Below are 15,887 nucleotides of genomic sequence, written 5' to 3'. Positions count from 1 at the left end.
ACATAAAAGGTTTAGAAAGAGCAGGTATCATATATGAAAAAGAAGATCATTGTTGCAGTAGTGGTAGTTGTTGTGATTTTGGCGGCGATTGCGATTATCTCTGTCCTGGCACAGACACCGGCACTGATCTGACCGGAAAGGAAGCAGGACATTGCTTATGAAACTGTTATACGGTACCGGCAATCCAGCCAAGGCAGCTGCCATGCAGAACCGCATAGCCGGACTTGGCATTGAACTGATCAGTCTGCAGGATCTGCGGGCACAGGGGATGAAAATTCCCGATGTCCCGGAGACAGGCAATACGCCTCTGGAGAATGCCAGGCAGAAGGTCCATGCTTATTATGAAGCTTTTCGTATGCCTGTATTTTCCTGTGATTCCGGGTTGTATTTTGAAGATGTCCCGGAGGCGGTCCAGCCCGGGGTACATGTGCGTACGGTGAATGGTGTGTATCTGACGGATGAGCAGATGCTGGAGCACTATATCGGACTGGTCAAACGCTATGGAAGGCTTACGGCAAAATACCGCAATGCTATCTGCTATGTGCAGGATGAGGAACATGTATATGAGGCGATGGAGCCTGACATGGAAAGTGAGAAATTCTGGCTGACGGATGTACCCCACAGCAGCATCCGCAGAGAGGGGTTTCCGCTGGACAGCATTTCCCTGGATCCCGGAACCGGAAAATATTTCTATGATCTGCCTGAGACAGCGGTTGACCGGGTGGCGGTAGAGGAAGGTTTTCTTACTTTTTTCCGGAGGATCTTACAAGAGGGAACGGTGAATATAAACGGCAGCAGACGGTGAAATAACAAGTGCGCAGAGCGTCCCGTGGCGCTCAGATAGGAGAATATATGGCAGTTGAGAGTGTAACGGAAACAGCAATGATCTGGGGAACCGTAAGCGGTGCAAGCATGTTGGGAATGGTGATATCTCTGCTATTATCCGTGAGTTTACCCATATTTTTAGGTATCTTTATCTATAAGAAGACAAAGGCGTGGGTGCCGGCATTTTTCATCGGCTGCGGTATCTTCGTGGGCTTTGCCATGATCTTAGAGCAGATCTGTCATGCCATTGTGCTGACGGTGACCGGAGACGTGATCCGGGACAATATCTGGCTGTATGCGATTTACGGTGGGCTTGCAGCAGCACTTTTTGAGGAGTGCGGCCGGTGGATCGCCATGAAATTCTGCCTGAAAAAACACCTTACCCGGGAAAATGCATTGATGTACGGCGCCGGACATGGCGGCATTGAGGCTTTTCTGATCCTTGGTATGTCTTCTATGAGCAATCTCCTTACCGCAGCCATGATTAACGGTGGCCTGATGGAGAAGACTATGACGGCATTGGAGCCCGCACAACAGGAGGTAACCTACCATCAGCTCTCTGTTCTCTGGACCACGCCGGCTTACCAGTTCTACCTCGCACCGGTGGAGCGGATCAGTGCGATCGCCCTGCAGATCGCGTTGTCGATTCTTGTATACAGTGCGGTGAAGACAGGCAGAAAGTTGCATTTGGCAGCAGCCTTCGGACTGCATTTTACAGTGGACTTTCTGACTGTGGTGTGTGCCTCCACGATTCCTACATGGGCATTGGAGCTGGGATTGCTGATGGTGGTTGCAGTGATTTGTGTAGCGGTATACAAGCTGGCCTATGTATCGTCGACAGAGAAAAAGGCCTGACAGAGACAAAAACCATCAGATAAGAAGGAATGGATTTGAAAAAACCGAACAGGTCATGAGTCATGAAACATGATATAAGAGATAAGAGGCAAAAGAGGCAACGAACAATGAAGATCAACAGAGAAAAAGCACTGGCAGCATTTCAGGAATACACGGACCGTTATGACAGCAGCCGGGACATGATCCGCCTGAAAATAGAACACACCTACCGGGTCTGCGGATTGTGTCAGCAGATCGCCAGATCTCTGGACCTTCCGGAGGAAGAGGTGGACATTGCGTGGCTGACCGGACTGCTCCATGATGTGGGACGCTTTGAACAGCAGCGGGTATATGGTACCTTCACCGATGCAGATTCCATCGATCATGCGAAATACGGAGCAAGGATTTTATTTGGTAAGGTCTGGGAAGAGAAACACGGACTTGCTTCCGGAAGCGAAGAAAGCCTGCCCGAGGAAATTCAGGCAGATGCCGGAATCAGTATCCGGGATTTCGTAGAAGATGCTTCCTACGATGAACTTCTGTGGACGGCGGTATTTTATCACAGCGCCTACCGGATTCCGGAGGGACTGGACGAACGTACGGCAATGTTCTGCCATATCTTACGGGATGCGGATAAGATTGATATCTTGAAGGTCAATGTGGAATTCCCTCTGGAAGAGATCTACAATGTGGACACCGAGGTATTATACCAGGAGGAAGTGACGCCGGAAGTACTGCAGAGCTTTGATGAGGAGCATGCCGTACTACGATCCCTGAAGAAAACAGCAGTGGACAACGTGGTGGGACATATTTCGCTGGTGTACGAGCTGGTCTATCCCGAGAGCTGCCGTATTGTGAAGCGACAGGGGTATCTGGATCGGCTGATGAATTTTGAATCACGGAATCCTCAGACGAGAAAACAGTTCGAGCATATCAGAGAACATATGAGAGAATATCTTGCCGGAAAATAATGTTGGGTACCTGACAGACAGAAACCAAACTGAAAATCTCACGGATGGCGGAGAATACCGTTATTCGTGAGATTTCCATTTACAAAGAGCGAGTTTTCGTTTTGTATATCGCAGATTCCTCCTGCACAGACTAAACAGTAGCACTTGATCGATAACATATGCAAAATTATGTTATCGATCAAGTGCACGATTGTTATGTAAAAACAGGATGCCTGTAAAATGAGGCATCTTCGCAGAACGCGGGAAAGGAGTTTGCAATGGATGGATTGACTGGGGGAAGCGGCGGAACAGAAGCGTTTCCCTTGAATGAACTGCCGGTAGGATTCGGCGTGGCGCTGGCGATGAATGAACAGGCCATGCAAGGCTATGCGGCACTGACAGAGACGGAGAAGGAACATCTGATCCTCCGGTGCCGGGATGCTGGATCCAAAGAAGAGATGGAGCGGATCGTGGCATCACTGGTACCGGGAGAATCGGCGGAGAGTGTTATTGCCAGCCTCCGTCAAGAGTAAGGATCTGTCCGGTGAGATAGGTTGGCGCCTGGATGAGCTGGAGGACAAGTTTTGCGACTTCCTCCGGCTGGCCCAGACGGTCGGCGGGAATCTCTTCCCGGAGGGCGTTCATTTCCTCGGGGGAGAAGCAGTGGTTCATGGCAGTATCAATAACACCGCAGGAGATGGCGTTGACTTGGATATTACTGGGAGCCAGCTCCTTGGCCAGTGCTTTGGTGAAGCTGTTCACACCACCCTTGGAGGCGGAGTAAGCCACTTCCATGGAAGCTCCCACATTTCCCCAGACGGAGGAAATATTGATAATGCGTCCGCTGTGCTTCAGCAGCATCAGAGGCACTGCCAGACGGCTGGTGTAGAAGCAGGAGCTCAGGTTCGTATTCAGGACATGCTGCCATTCTTCGACACTCATATCCGTGAGCAGACCAATGTAAGAGATTCCGGCGTTGTTGACCAGTACATCCAGATGGTCCAGGGAGGCAAAAACTTTTTCGATGGCAGCGGGTTCCGATGCGTCCGCAGCCATGGCGGTGCAGGTGATGCCATATTTTTCTTCTAAACAGGCAGCCACTTCCTGAAGGTCCGGCAAGGTATGGCTACAGGTGAGGATCAGATGGTAGCCGGCTTCGGCCAGGGCTTCTGCGATGGCCTTACCGATGCCGCGGGAGGCACCGGTGACAAGAGCCAACGGTGCGTTCTTTATTGTATTCATGTAAAGTATCCTTTCTGAATTCTACGGCACCCTTTGGAGATAAAACAGTGCCGAATGCTAAAAACCTGTAAAACGAGTGTAGCACAGATGGACTTGCTTTTCCATAGGGGAACTGCTACACTGGACAAAAGGAGAGTAAAAATTATGTATGATTTGATCATTATCGGTTCCGGTCCCGCAGGGCTGTCAGCTGCAGTCTATGGTAAGAGAGCGGGACTGAATCTACTTATTATAGAAGAAAAGCCCATGAGCGGCGGTCAGATCCTCAATACCTATGAGGTGGATAACTATCTGGGACTTCCCGGCATCAGTGGATTCGATATGGGAATGACGTTCCGGCAGCATGCAGAGAAACTGGGAGCGGAGTTCCTGGAGGCTACGGTACACAGTGTGGAAGAACGAGGCGATTACAAATGCGTCTATGCGGGCAACCAGGAACTGGAGACCCGTACGGTGATCTTTGCCACCGGTGCGGAACATGCCAGATTAGGAGTGCCCGGCGAGGAAGAATTGAACGGCATGGGGGTATCCTACTGTGCTACCTGTGACGGTGCCTTTTTCCGGGGCAGAACGGTGGCTGTGGTCGGCGGCGGTGACGTGGCACTGGAAGATGCCATCTATCTGGCAAGAACCTGCGAAAAGGTGTATCTGATCCACAGAAGAGATAGTCTGCGGGGAGCTATGGTATTGCAGGAGGAATTAAAGAGTCTCCCTAATGTGGAGATTCTCTATGACCATGTGGTTACAGAGATCTGTGGCGAGGACATGGTGGAAAAGCTGCGTATCAAAAATGTGAAGACAGAAGCGGAAAAAGATCTGGAGGCAGCAGGCATCTTTATCGCTGTAGGCATCCATCCCAACACGGAACTGCTGCGGGAACTGGTAGCAGTCGGGGAAGACGGTTATATCCCTGCGGATGAGACCGGAGAGACCGGCCGTCCCGGCATTTATGTGGCCGGAGATATCCGTAAGAAACCTCTGCGCCAGGTCGTAACAGCGGTGGCAGACGGTGCCAATGCAGCAGTCAGCGCAGGAAATTACTGCAACCGTTTTCGTTAACAGACACAGATTAGTAATAGATTCATTAAGAAATTCGGAAGAAAACCGAAGAATATTTAAAGAAAAGAGTCACCTGGATGGTGGCTCTTTTTATGTAAAAACACCGCAAACCCGCATGAAATGGGAACTTTTGACAATATTGACAATTAATTCACTATATTGACAAATGAAAGTTCGCGTGATATATTTGTTAACAGATGTAACAAATTCGTAACAAATGATTTGAAAATGTAAAGAAATAAGTTAAGAAATTGAGACAGCTCCAAGAGTTTCAGGAGGATAGAATGGTTCGTAAATCTGTAAAAATTACCGTTTGCACCATGGCAGCGGTTATGGCTTTTTCCGGAATGAATATCACTGCAAATGCAGCAGCATCTTCATCTGTACTGCCCAGCGGCGGTATCGAGCTGACCCTGGCAAAGGGCAACAAGCTGGAGAGCCTTTCCACAGGTACCAACAGCACGAAACAGATTGAAAGTATTATTGAGACTGTGATCCGTGACGATCAGATGGATACCACCCCGGAAGCATCCGAGGAGGAGTCCTTCAAGAATCTGGTAATCGCACAGGTGAATGATTATGTAAATGTAAGAAGCCTGCCCAGTGAGGAAGGTGAGATCGTCGGTAAATTGTATGACGATTCTGTTGGTCTCTTCATTTCCGAAGAGAACGGCTGGTATCAGATTTCTTCCGGTTCCGTAACCGGTTATGTAAAAGCCGAGTACTGTGTGACCGGCGACGAAGCAGTAGAACTTGCCAAGAAGGTAGGAACCCGACTGGCAACCGTTAACACCACCACATTGAAAGTTCGTACCGAGCCTTCGCTGGAAGCATCGGTGCTGGGTCTGGTTCCTCTGGAGGACGATCTGGTAGTATCCGATGAGACCGATGGCTGGGTACAGGTAGATACCGAGGAAGGTCTTGGATGGGTCTCTACAGAATTTGTTTCCCTGCATACGGAATTCGTAGAAGCAGAATCCAAAGAGGAAGAAGCAAAGCGTCTGGCAAAGGAGAAAGAAGAGAGAGAAAGAGCACGTGCCGCAGCGGCAGCCAAGGCAGCCACAAGCAGCAAGAGTTCTGGCTCTTCCAGCAGCGCTCCCGCAGTTACTTATGCGGCCAGCGGAGACAGCGAGATGGGTACCGCAGTTGCCGACTATGCATTACAGTTCGTTGGTAACCCTTATGTATACGGCGGATCCAGCCTGACCAACGGCACCGACTGTTCCGGATTTGTAATGAGTGTATATGCTAACTTCGGTGTAAGTCTGCCTCATTCCTCTTCTGCAGACCGCAGCCAGGGTTCCGCGGTTGACGGACTTGCCAATGCACAGGCAGGGGACCTGATCTGTTACTCCGGCCATGTGGCACTGTATATCGGTAACGGCCAGATCGTTCATGCATCTACCGCCAAGACCGGTATCATCGTATCTAATGCGGATTACAAGAAGGTACTGGCAGTTCGACGGATCTTCTGATTATATAACAGAAAGTACAAGGCACTGTGTGGAAACACACAGTGCTTTTTGTGTATACGATGAGCGAGACTACTCGATTGCACCGTGTCATGTGGTCGGTTTATTTTCCATGTGGACAGGATGCTGTGGGGACAGTGGAACTTAAGTGCCGATAAGGCAAAAAACTATAAGTTGTATAACGAATTGTGCAATTTGTCAAAATATTGTTACGCGATGAAATGGGGATTGACAAAACGGAACTATACAAAGTATACAAAAAAAGTGACACGAACGTAAAAACGACAGAAAAGAAATTTAAATACAAAATAAGTTATCCACATCCAAAATGCCAGAAAATAGGATAAAAGTTACTTATACACCAAGTTATACACATTATCCACAGAAAAACCGGCACTGCAAGGGGGATAAATTTACGAAAAAACAGGAACAAATGTTTTGTGAACATGTAATAAAAATAGTAAAATGACAGGATTTGTCGATTTTAGGGTTGACATACAGAATGTCAAAAACAAGTAAAAAACTTCTTAAATTGTTGCAAAAAGCTGTGCTATTGTGCTATAATGACTATACAATAAATACAAGGGATGCTACATAAAACCTTGTAAATAAATACTTGGAAGGGATGATCAGCATGAAGTTTATTATTGTTGGCAGAAACATCGAAGTTACACCAGGATTAAGAGCAGCAGTGGAGGAAAAGATCGGCAAGCTGGACAAGTATTTCAATCCCGACACAGAAGTACATGTAACATTAAGCGTTGAAAAAGAACGTCAGAAAATTGAGGTGACCATTCCGGTAAAGGGAAGCATTATCCGTTCGGAGCAGGTAAGCAACGATATGTATGTATCCATTGATCTGGTGGAAGAGATCATTGAGAGACAGTTGAAAAAATATAAGAACAAGATCGTTGACAAACAGCAGGCGGCAGCTTCTTTCAGCAAAGCCTATGTAGAGAATGATTACACAGACGATGACGAGATCAAGATCGTTCGTACCAAGAAGTTCGATATCAAGCCCATGTATCCCGAGGATGCCTGCATTCAGATGGAACTGTTGGGACACAACTTCTTCGTATTCTGCAACGCAGAGACAGATCAGGTAAATGTAGTGTACAAGAGAAAGGGCGATACCTACGGACTGATCGAGCCGGAAGTATAAAACCGGACAGAAAATTAAATAAAGACAAATTTACAGCCTGCCGGAGTTTCCGGCAGGCTGTTTTGTTGTATGGGAAATGATATGCCCCGGAGATTTTCGAATTGCCTGAATACCGGAAAAATCAGAAACATAACCTGTAAGGAGGAACTGAGAGCAGGACAGGGAATGGACAGAGAAAAGAGAATGCGGGCATGGATCCGGGCAGAGGTGATGCTTCTATTTATAATGATGGGAGCATTTCTGCTCCGGGAGACAGGACGGACAGAAAGCATGGAACAGGCGGTGGTCACCGCAACCTCGGCTGCGGGAAAGGATTATATCAAATGGGTGGACTTTACCGTATCCTATGAAGCACTCTGCCAGGCATATGACTGGGATGTGGATACGTTTGACACGGAACATCATGTGGAGTGGATCCCGCTGCTTGCATATACCGCAGCCAGAACCGGAGGGGAATTTGACAAAAAGGCGCTGAAGATCCTGAACGAGACGGCGGAGAAGCTGGCGGAGGGAGAGGCAGAGATGGAAACTCTCACAAAAGATATGAAATACTATCCGTATTATCTGGAAGCTTACAGCGCGGCGCTGGGAGGACTGGTGGGAGAATACGAGGCAGAGGTGATCGGAGAAGACGGACAGAGCACCTGGCAGAAAAAATACGGATTAAAAGGTTATTGCCCCATTGCGAGAGGATTTGATTATACTCATTATGATGATTTCGGGGCGGGAAGAAGCTACGGATATAAACGAAGGCATCTGGGCCATGACATGATGGGGCTCGTCGGTGTACCTATCATTGCTGTCGAGTCCGGCACTGTGGAAGCCCTGGGCTGGAACCAGTACGGCGGCTGGCGCATTGGTATCCGCAGCTTTGATAATAAGCGCTACTATTACTATGCACATCTGCGGCAGAACTACCCCTATGCGGAAGGACTGGAAGAAGGCAGCGAGGTGACGGCGGGGGATGTGATCGGTTATATGGGACATACCGGTTACAGTACCACAGAAAATGTAAATAATATAGAAGTAACCCATCTGCACTGGGGATTGGAACTGGTCTTTGATGAAGAACAGAAAGAGAGTGACAACGAGATCTGGATCGATGTCTATCCGCTGACCTGTTTTCTGGCAAAACACACGCAGGAAGTGCAGAAAGTCGAGGGAACAAGAGAGTGGATCCGCACTACAAAAATCCGGGAATTCTGATTTCTAAAAATTTCATTTGTTATTTTGTTATTTTTTTGACAAAAGCATTGCAAAACAGATTTCGCTATGTTAAAATGGGGACAGTGAAATGATAAAAAAATAACAATCTACATTTCAGAAAGCAAACCAAACGAAAACAAAAAGTGGAGGACAAACAAATGGCAAAGAAAGTTGTATTAGCAGGCGCTTGCCGTACCGCAATCGGTACCATGGGCGGAACCTTAAGCACAACTCCTGCACCGGAGCTGGGCGCAATCGTTATCAAGGAGGCTCTGAAGAGAGCAGGCGTTGCTCCCGAAGCAGTTGACCAGGTATATATGGGATGTGTAATCCAGGCTGGCCAGGGACAGAACGTAGCACGTCAGGCAGCTATCAAAGCCGGACTTCCCATCGAAGTTCCCGCAGTTACCATGAACGTGGTATGTGGTTCTGGCCTGAACTGTGTGAACCAGGCAGCACAGATGATCATGGCCGGTGATGCAGATATCGTAGTAGCAGGTGGTATGGAGAACATGTCCATGGCTCCTTACGCAATTCCTCAGGGACGTTACGGATATCGTATGGGTAACGCAACCATGGTTGATACCATGATCAAAGATGCACTTTGGGATGCTTTCAATGATTATCATATGATCAAGACCGCAGACAACATCTGCGAAGAGTGGGGACTTACCCGTGAAGAACTGGATGAGTTCGCATTAAAGAGCCAGTTAAAGGCTGAAGAAGCTCAGAAGAACGGTGCCTTCAAGGCAGAGATCGTTCCCGTAGAAGTTAAGAAGAAAAAAGAGACCATCGTATTCGATACCGATGAAGGCCCTCGTCATGGTTCTACCATCGAAGGTCTGGCTAAGCTTCGTGCCATTAATCCCGGTGGATTCGTTACCGCAGGTAACGCTTCCGGTATCAACGACGGTGCAGCAGCTATCGTTGTTATGAGCGAAGAGAAGGCTAAGGAGCTGGGCGTTAAGCCTATGGCTACTTTCGTAGCAGGCGCTCTGGCTGGTGTTCGTCCCGAGGTTATGGGTATCGGCCCTGTAGCTTCTACCAAGAAGGTAATGGCTAAGACCGGTATGAAGATCGAAGACTTCGATATCATCGAGGCTAACGAAGCATTCGCAGCACAGTCCGTAGCAGTTGGTAAGGAACTGGGCATCGATGTAGATAAGCAGCTGAACCCCAACGGCGGTGCTATCGCTCTGGGCCATCCCGTAGGAGCTTCCGGATGCCGTATTCTGGTAACTCTGTTGCATGAGATGCAGGCAAGAGGTGCCAAGACCGGTCTGGCTACTCTGTGCATCGGCGGTGGTATGGGATGCTCCACCATCGTTAAGATCGAGGACTAATGGAATAACAATTCGCTGGGGCGGTAGAATCTCTATCGCCTTAGTGTGGTTTTGAAAATACTGATTGAAATGTGAAATGAGGTAAAAACATGGATTACATTTTGTATGAGCAGAATGGCAATGTGGCAACCATCACCATCAACCGTGAAAAGGCACTGAACGCTCTGAATTCTCAGGTACTGGATGAACTGAACGCTACATTGGATGCAGTAGATCTGGCAACGGTTCGTTGTCTGGTGATCACCGGTGCAGGCAGTAAGTCCTTCGTGGCAGGTGCAGATATCGGAGAGATGAGCAGCCTGACCAAGGCAGAGGGCGAGGCATTCGGCAAGAAGGGTAACGATGTGTTCCGCAAAATCGAAACCTTCCCCATTCCCGTGATCGCAGCTGTCAACGGCTTTGCTCTGGGCGGCGGATGTGAGATTTCCATGAGCTGTGATATCAGAATCTGTTCCGACAATGCAGTCTTCGGACAGCCCGAGGTAGGACTGGGAATCACTCCCGGCTTCGGCGGAACCCAGAGACTGGCTCGTCTGGTAGGTGCAGGCATGGCAAAACAGATGATCTACACCGCACGCAATATCAAGGCAGCAGACGCTTACAGAATCGGTCTGGTAAACGAAGTTTACAGCGCAGAAGTAGATGCAGATGGCAATGTGGTAAAGAGTGCACAGGAAGTAATGCTGGCAGCAGCACAGAAGATGGCAGCCACCATTGCAAAGAATGCTCCCATCGCAGTCCGCAACTGCAAGAAGGCTATTAACGAAGGACTGGATGCAGATATGGATCAGGCAGTAGTGATCGAAGAGAAGCTGTTCGGTGACTGCTTCGAGACAGAAGATCAGAAGTATGGTATGGCTTTCTTCCTTGACAAGAACAAGGAGAAGGTAAAAGAGCCTTTTAAGAATTGCTAATCATTACGAATATAAAAGTATAAAATCAGGAGGATTTACCATGAAAGTAGGTATTATCGGTGCAGGTACTATGGGACAGGGCATTGCAAAGGCATTTGCCCAGGTAGACGGATATGAAGTAGCTCTTTGCGATATCAAGCAGGAGTGGGCTGACGGCGGCAAGGCCAAGATCGTAAAAGGCTATGCAAGACTGGTAGAAAAAGGAAAGATGACTCAGGAGGCTGTTGACGCTATCGTAGCTAAGATCACTCCGGGCCTGAAGGAAGATCTGTGTGCAGACTGCGATCTGATCGTAGAAGCTGCATTTGAGAATATGGAAGTTAAGAAGACCACCTTCGGTGAGCTGGACAAGATCTGCAAGCCCGAGTGTGTATTTGCTTCCAACACTTCCAGCCTTTCCATTACCGAGATCGGCAACGGACTGACCCGTCCTCTGATCGGTATGCACTTCTTCAATCCCGCAGACCGTATGAAGCTGGTTGAGGTAATTGCAGGTGTGAATACTCCCGCAGAGACCGTAGACACCATCAAGAAGATATCTGAAGAGATCGGCAAGACCCCTGTTCAGGTAAACGAGGCAGCAGGCTTTGTTGTTAACCGTATCCTGATCCCTATGATCAATGAAGCAGCTTTCATCAAGATGGAAGGTGTATCCGATATCGCAGGTATCGACGCAGCTATGAAGCTGGGCGCTAATCATCCCATGGGACCCCTGGAACTGGGCGATTTCGTAGGACTGGATATCTGCCTTGCCATCATGGATGTTCTGTACAACGAGACCGGCGACAGCAAGTATCGTGCATGCCCTCTGATCCGTAAGATGGTTCGCGGCGGTAACCTTGGTGTGAAGACCGGCAAGGGCTTCTATGTATACAATGCAGACCGCACCAAGACTCCTGTGGATGCACAGTAGGCAAAAGGTAAAATAACTGTTCGGAGCCGGATACGGCTCTGGACAGTCTAAGTTCATAATTACAACCAAGTATAAATAACAATGGAGGATTAACATCATGGATTTTACATTATCCAAAGAGCATGAGATGGCGAGACAGCTGTTCAAAGAGTTCGCCGAGAACGAAGTAAAACCTCTTGCGCAGGAAGTTGACGAGACCGAAACCTTCCCCAGAGAGACCGTTGAGAAGATGGCTAAGTACGGCTTCATGGGAATTCCCGTTCCCAAGGAGTACGGCGGACAGGGCTGTGATACCCTGACCTACGCTATGTGTGTTGAGGAGCTTTCCAAGGTTTGTGCAACCACCGGCGTTATCGTATCCGCACATACCTCTCTGTGTATCGATCCTATCATGACCTTCGGTACTGAGGATCAGAAGAAGAAATATGTTCCCGATCTGGCAAGCGGCCGTAAGATCGGTGCTTTCGGTCTGACCGAGCCCGGTGCAGGTACCGATGCTCAGGGACAGCAGACTAAGGCTGTATTAGATGGTGACGAGTGGGTCATCAACGGATCCAAGTGCTTCATCACCAACGGTAAAGAAGCTGATGTATATATCGTGATCGCAGTTACCGGTATCGTAGAGAAGAGAGGCAGAAAGATGAAGGAGATTTCTTCCTTTATCGTTGAGAAAGGTACTCCCGGATTTACCTTCGGTACCAAAGAGAAGAAGATGGGTATCAAGGGTTCTTCCACTTACGAGCTGATCTTCACCGACTGCCGTATCCCCAAGGAGAATATGCTTGGTAAGCAGGGACAGGGATTCAAGATCGCAATGCACACTCTGGACGGCGGACGTATCGGTATCGCTTCCCAGGCTCTGGGTATTGCAGAAGGCGCTCTGGAGAGAACCGTTGCTTACACCAAGGAAAGAAAGCAGTTCGGAAAGTCCATTTCCGGATTCCAGAATACACAGTTCCAGCTGGCTGATATGGCTACCAAGGTGGAAGCTGCCAAGATGCTGGTATACAAGGCTGCACGCAAGAAGGACGAGTACAAGACCAATCCTAAGATCTCTTACTCTGTAGAAGCTGCTATGGCTAAGCTGTATGCTGCTGAGGTTGCTATGGAAGTTACTACCAAGGCTGTTCAGCTGCACGGTGGTTACGGTTACATCAGAGAGTACGAAGTTGAACGTATGATGCGTGATGCAAAGATCACCGAGATCTACGAGGGTACTTCCGAAGTTCAGAGAATGGTTATCTCCGCAGATCTGCTGAAATAAGCAAGCAGGCATTTGTCGGAAATTTTATTAGAAAAGTAAGGAGAAAATACAATGAAGATTGTTGTTTGTATTAAGCAGGTGCCCGATACCAAGGGCGGTGTTAAATTCAATCCTGACGGAACTCTTGACAGAGGCGCAATGCTTGCTATCATGAATCCCGATGATAAGGCTGGTCTGGAAGCTGCACTGAAGCTGAAGGACGAGTTCGGCGCAGAAGTTACCGTACTGACCATGGGTCTTCCCAAGGCAGCAGATGCTCTTCGTGAGGCGCTGGCTATGGGTGCTGACAAAGCAATTCTGGTTACCGACAGAGTACTGGGCGGTGCTGATACCTGGGCTACTTCCACTACCATTGCAGGTGCACTGAGAAACCTTGACTATGATCTGATCATTACCGGTCGTCAGGCAATCGATGGTGATACCGCACAGGTTGGTCCTCAGATCGCTGAGCATCTGGGACTTCCCGTAATCTCTTATGCACAGGACATCAAGGTTGAGGGAGACAAGGTGATCGTTCAGAGACAGTATGATGACAGATATCATGTAGTAGAGGCCCAGATGCCCTGCCTGATCACTGCACTGTCCGAGCTGAATAAGCCTCGTTATATGACTCCCGGCGGAATCTTCGATGCATGCAAGGCAGAGATCACTACCTGGGGCAGAGCTGATCTGAAAGATGTTGATGACAGTAACCTTGGCCTGAAGGGATCTCCTACCAAGATTGCAAAGGCATCCGATAAGGTTCGTAAGGGCGCAGGTGAGAAGATCGTTCCCGATTCACCTGAAGACGGAGCAGCTTACATTGTGGCTAAATTCAAAGAAAAGCACATCATCTAATATAGGAGGCAAACCATGGTAACCAATAATATTGAAGAATACAAGGGTGTATATGTGTTCGCCCAGCAGGTAGACAATGAGATCAGCGGTATCGCATTGGAGCTGCTCGGCAAAGGTAAAGAGCTGGCTGCAAAGCTGGAGACCGAGGTAACCGCGGTTCTGATCGGTTATAATGTAAAGAATCTGGCAGATAAGCTGGCTGAGTATGGCGCAGATAAGGTAATCCTTGTGGACGATCCCGAACTGGAGACTTACAGAACCGAGCCTTATGCACATGCACTGGCATCTGTTATCGAGAAATATAAGCCTGAGATCGTTCTGGTAGGTGCAACTGCTATCGGACGTGACCTCGGCCCTACCGTTTCCGCAAGAGTTAAGACCGGTCTGACTGCTGACTGTACCGTACTTGAGATTGGTGATTTCCCTCTCAATGCGATTCCCGGACAGGAGCAGAAGCACAACCAGCTGCTGATGACCCGTCCTGCATTCGGTGGTAACACCATCGCTACCATCGCCTGCCCCGACAACAGACCTCAGATGGCAACCGTTCGTCCCGGCGTTATGCAGAAGATCGCTCCTATCGCAGGTGCAAAGGCTGTAATCGAAGAGTACAATCCCGGATTTACTCCGAACAACAAATATGTAACCATCAAGGAAGTCGTTAAGGCTGTATCCGATACCGTTGATATCATGGATGCTAAGATCCTGGTATCCGGCGGACGTGGAGTTGGCAGCGCAGAGAACTTCAAGATCCTGGACGATCTGGCAGAGGTTCTTGGCGGTACCGTATCCTGCTCCCGTGCAGTTGTAGATAATGGCTGGAAGCCCAAGGATCTGCAGGTTGGACAGACCGGTAAGACCGTTCGTCCTCAGATTTACTTTGCAATCGGTATCTCCGGTGCTATTCAGCATGTAGCAGGTATGGAAGAGTCTGATCTCATTGTTGCCATCAACAAGGATGAGACCGCGCCTATCTTCGATGTGGCTGACTACGGTATCGTAGGCGACCTGAACAAGGTAGTTCCCGCTCTGACCGAGCAGCTGAAGGCTGCAAAGGCTGAGAAGGCAGCAAACTAATTCGTAACAACGGATTAAAAACATATAAGAACTCCGCCTGATTCCCCGGTCCGTCCGGGAGTCGGGCGGAGTTCTTTTCTGCAAAAAACTGATGCAACTTGTGCAAGTTTCTTGCCTTGTATGCTTGCGCTGGGGGAAGCAAAATAGTAAAATAAAATGATACCAAGGGTAACAAGGTGAAAAATAAATTTTTCACCTGCAAATTTGTGCCTTCGGCTCAAAGTTTGCAGGTTGTTGAAAGGCGTGAGTAGTTTTATGGCAAAACAAAAAGAAATAAAGACCAACGCAATGCGGATCCTGGAATCTTTGAAGATTCCTTATACCCATCACACCTACGAGTGTGAGGAATTCGTGGACGGTCTTCAGATAGCTGACAAATTATCCCTGCCCTATGAACAGGTCTATAAGACGTTGGTCACCGTGAGCAACAGCAAGAATTATTTTGTATTCGTTATCCCTATTGCGGCGGAGCTGGATCTGAAAAAGGCAGCGAAATCGGTAGGGGAAAAGAGCGTGGAAATGATCCACGTAAAGGACATTAACGCCATTACCGGTTATATCCGCGGCGGCTGTACTGCCATTGGCATGAAAAAGCAGTACGTGACCAGAATCGATGAAAGCGCAAAGACACAGGAGCAGATCTATGTCAGCGGCGGCAAGATCGGATCTCAGATCCGTCTGACACCGGAGGATCTGGCCAAGGCAGCGAAAGCAGAATTTGCCGATATTATCCGGCATGAAAATTAACCGGGAAGATACCGTAAGGATCTGACAATTACGAAAACATAT

The 15,887-nt window shown here is 48.6% G+C and carries 16 protein-coding genes; 15 read left to right on the top strand and 1 reads right to left on the bottom strand.

Annotated elements, in window-relative coordinates:
• Positions 1–157 precede the first annotated feature (157 nt).
• The 4 genes from DWZ61_RS05720 to DWZ61_RS05705 all read left to right on the top strand — a co-directional run bounded on the left by DWZ61_RS05720 (position 158) and on the right by DWZ61_RS05705 (position 3,142).
• Complete coding sequence (locus tag DWZ61_RS05720) at positions 158–805, top strand: non-canonical purine NTP pyrophosphatase (RefSeq protein ID WP_117465494.1); 648 nt, start codon at positions 158–160, stop codon at positions 803–805.
• Between the two features lie 47 nt (positions 806–852).
• Positions 853–1,680: a YhfC family glutamic-type intramembrane protease gene (locus DWZ61_RS05715; RefSeq protein WP_117465495.1), complete on the top strand. Its 828-nt coding sequence runs from the start codon at positions 853–855 to the stop codon at positions 1,678–1,680.
• Positions 1,681–1,787: 107 nt separating this feature from the next.
• A complete protein-coding gene (locus DWZ61_RS05710; RefSeq protein ID WP_118537760.1) occupies positions 1,788–2,630 on the top strand; it encodes an HD domain-containing protein in 843 nt (280 codons plus the stop codon).
• Positions 2,631–2,887: 257 nt separating this feature from the next.
• Positions 2,888–3,142 carry a hypothetical protein gene (locus tag DWZ61_RS05705; RefSeq protein WP_118537759.1) on the top strand — a complete coding sequence of 85 codons (255 nt, stop codon included), beginning with the start codon at positions 2,888–2,890 and terminating at the stop codon, positions 3,140–3,142.
• On the opposite strand, the gene DWZ61_RS05700 is transcribed toward DWZ61_RS05705, so the two are convergent.
• Entirely contained in the window at positions 3,117–3,851 is a 735-nt protein-coding gene (locus tag DWZ61_RS05700; RefSeq protein WP_118537758.1) for an SDR family NAD(P)-dependent oxidoreductase, read from the bottom strand. The genes DWZ61_RS05705 and DWZ61_RS05700 overlap by 26 nt on opposite strands.
• 144 nt (positions 3,852–3,995) lie before the next feature.
• Here DWZ61_RS05700 and trxB point away from each other — a divergent pair, with 144 nt between their 5' ends.
• From trxB to ybaK, 11 genes are all read left to right on the top strand, one after another.
• Positions 3,996–4,910: a thioredoxin-disulfide reductase gene (gene trxB / locus DWZ61_RS05695; RefSeq protein WP_118504838.1), complete on the top strand. Its 915-nt coding sequence runs from the start codon at positions 3,996–3,998 to the stop codon at positions 4,908–4,910.
• Between the two features lie 284 nt (positions 4,911–5,194).
• Positions 5,195–6,385, top strand: a complete 1,191-nt coding sequence (locus DWZ61_RS05690; protein WP_118537757.1) for a C40 family peptidase — start codon at positions 5,195–5,197, stop codon at positions 6,383–6,385.
• Between the two features lie 631 nt (positions 6,386–7,016).
• Entirely contained in the window at positions 7,017–7,544 is a 528-nt protein-coding gene (gene raiA, locus DWZ61_RS05685) for a ribosome-associated translation inhibitor RaiA (protein WP_022313187.1), read from the top strand.
• A gap of 69 nt (positions 7,545–7,613) precedes the next feature.
• A complete protein-coding gene (locus tag DWZ61_RS05680; RefSeq protein WP_347475419.1) occupies positions 7,614–8,750 on the top strand; it encodes a M23 family metallopeptidase in 1,137 nt (378 codons plus the stop codon).
• Between the two features lie 158 nt (positions 8,751–8,908).
• Entirely contained in the window at positions 8,909–10,093 is a 1,185-nt protein-coding gene (locus DWZ61_RS05675; RefSeq protein WP_022313185.1) for an acetyl-CoA C-acetyltransferase, read from the top strand.
• A gap of 89 nt (positions 10,094–10,182) precedes the next feature.
• Entirely contained in the window at positions 10,183–11,007 is an 825-nt protein-coding gene (locus DWZ61_RS05670; protein ID WP_022313184.1) for an enoyl-CoA hydratase-related protein, read from the top strand.
• A 40-nt stretch (positions 11,008–11,047) separates the two neighbouring features.
• Positions 11,048–11,920, top strand: coding sequence for a 3-hydroxyacyl-CoA dehydrogenase NAD-binding domain-containing protein (locus tag DWZ61_RS05665; protein WP_022313183.1), 873 nt, complete (start codon positions 11,048–11,050; stop codon positions 11,918–11,920).
• A 97-nt stretch (positions 11,921–12,017) separates the two neighbouring features.
• Complete coding sequence (locus DWZ61_RS05660) at positions 12,018–13,184, top strand: acyl-CoA dehydrogenase (protein ID WP_022313182.1); 1,167 nt, start codon at positions 12,018–12,020, stop codon at positions 13,182–13,184.
• Positions 13,185–13,235: 51 nt separating this feature from the next.
• The gene (locus DWZ61_RS05655) at positions 13,236–14,021 is read left to right on the top strand and encodes an electron transfer flavoprotein subunit beta/FixA family protein (RefSeq protein WP_022313181.1); all 786 of its coding nucleotides are present in this window, start codon (positions 13,236–13,238) and stop codon (positions 14,019–14,021) included.
• A gap of 15 nt (positions 14,022–14,036) precedes the next feature.
• Complete coding sequence (locus DWZ61_RS05650) at positions 14,037–15,098, top strand: electron transfer flavoprotein subunit alpha/FixB family protein (RefSeq protein WP_117465500.1); 1,062 nt, start codon at positions 14,037–14,039, stop codon at positions 15,096–15,098.
• A gap of 255 nt (positions 15,099–15,353) precedes the next feature.
• On the top strand, positions 15,354–15,845 hold the full coding sequence (gene ybaK, locus DWZ61_RS05645; RefSeq protein ID WP_022313179.1) for a Cys-tRNA(Pro) deacylase: 492 nt from the start codon (positions 15,354–15,356) through the stop codon (positions 15,843–15,845).
• The last annotated feature ends 42 nt before the right edge of the window (positions 15,846–15,887 follow it).

The organism is Clostridium sp. AF34-10BH (assembly GCF_003478095.1).
GTDB classification, from domain to species: Bacteria; Bacillota; Clostridia; order Lachnospirales; family Lachnospiraceae; genus Acetatifactor; species Acetatifactor acetigignens.
This window is presented reverse-complemented; position numbering and strand designations above follow the sequence as displayed.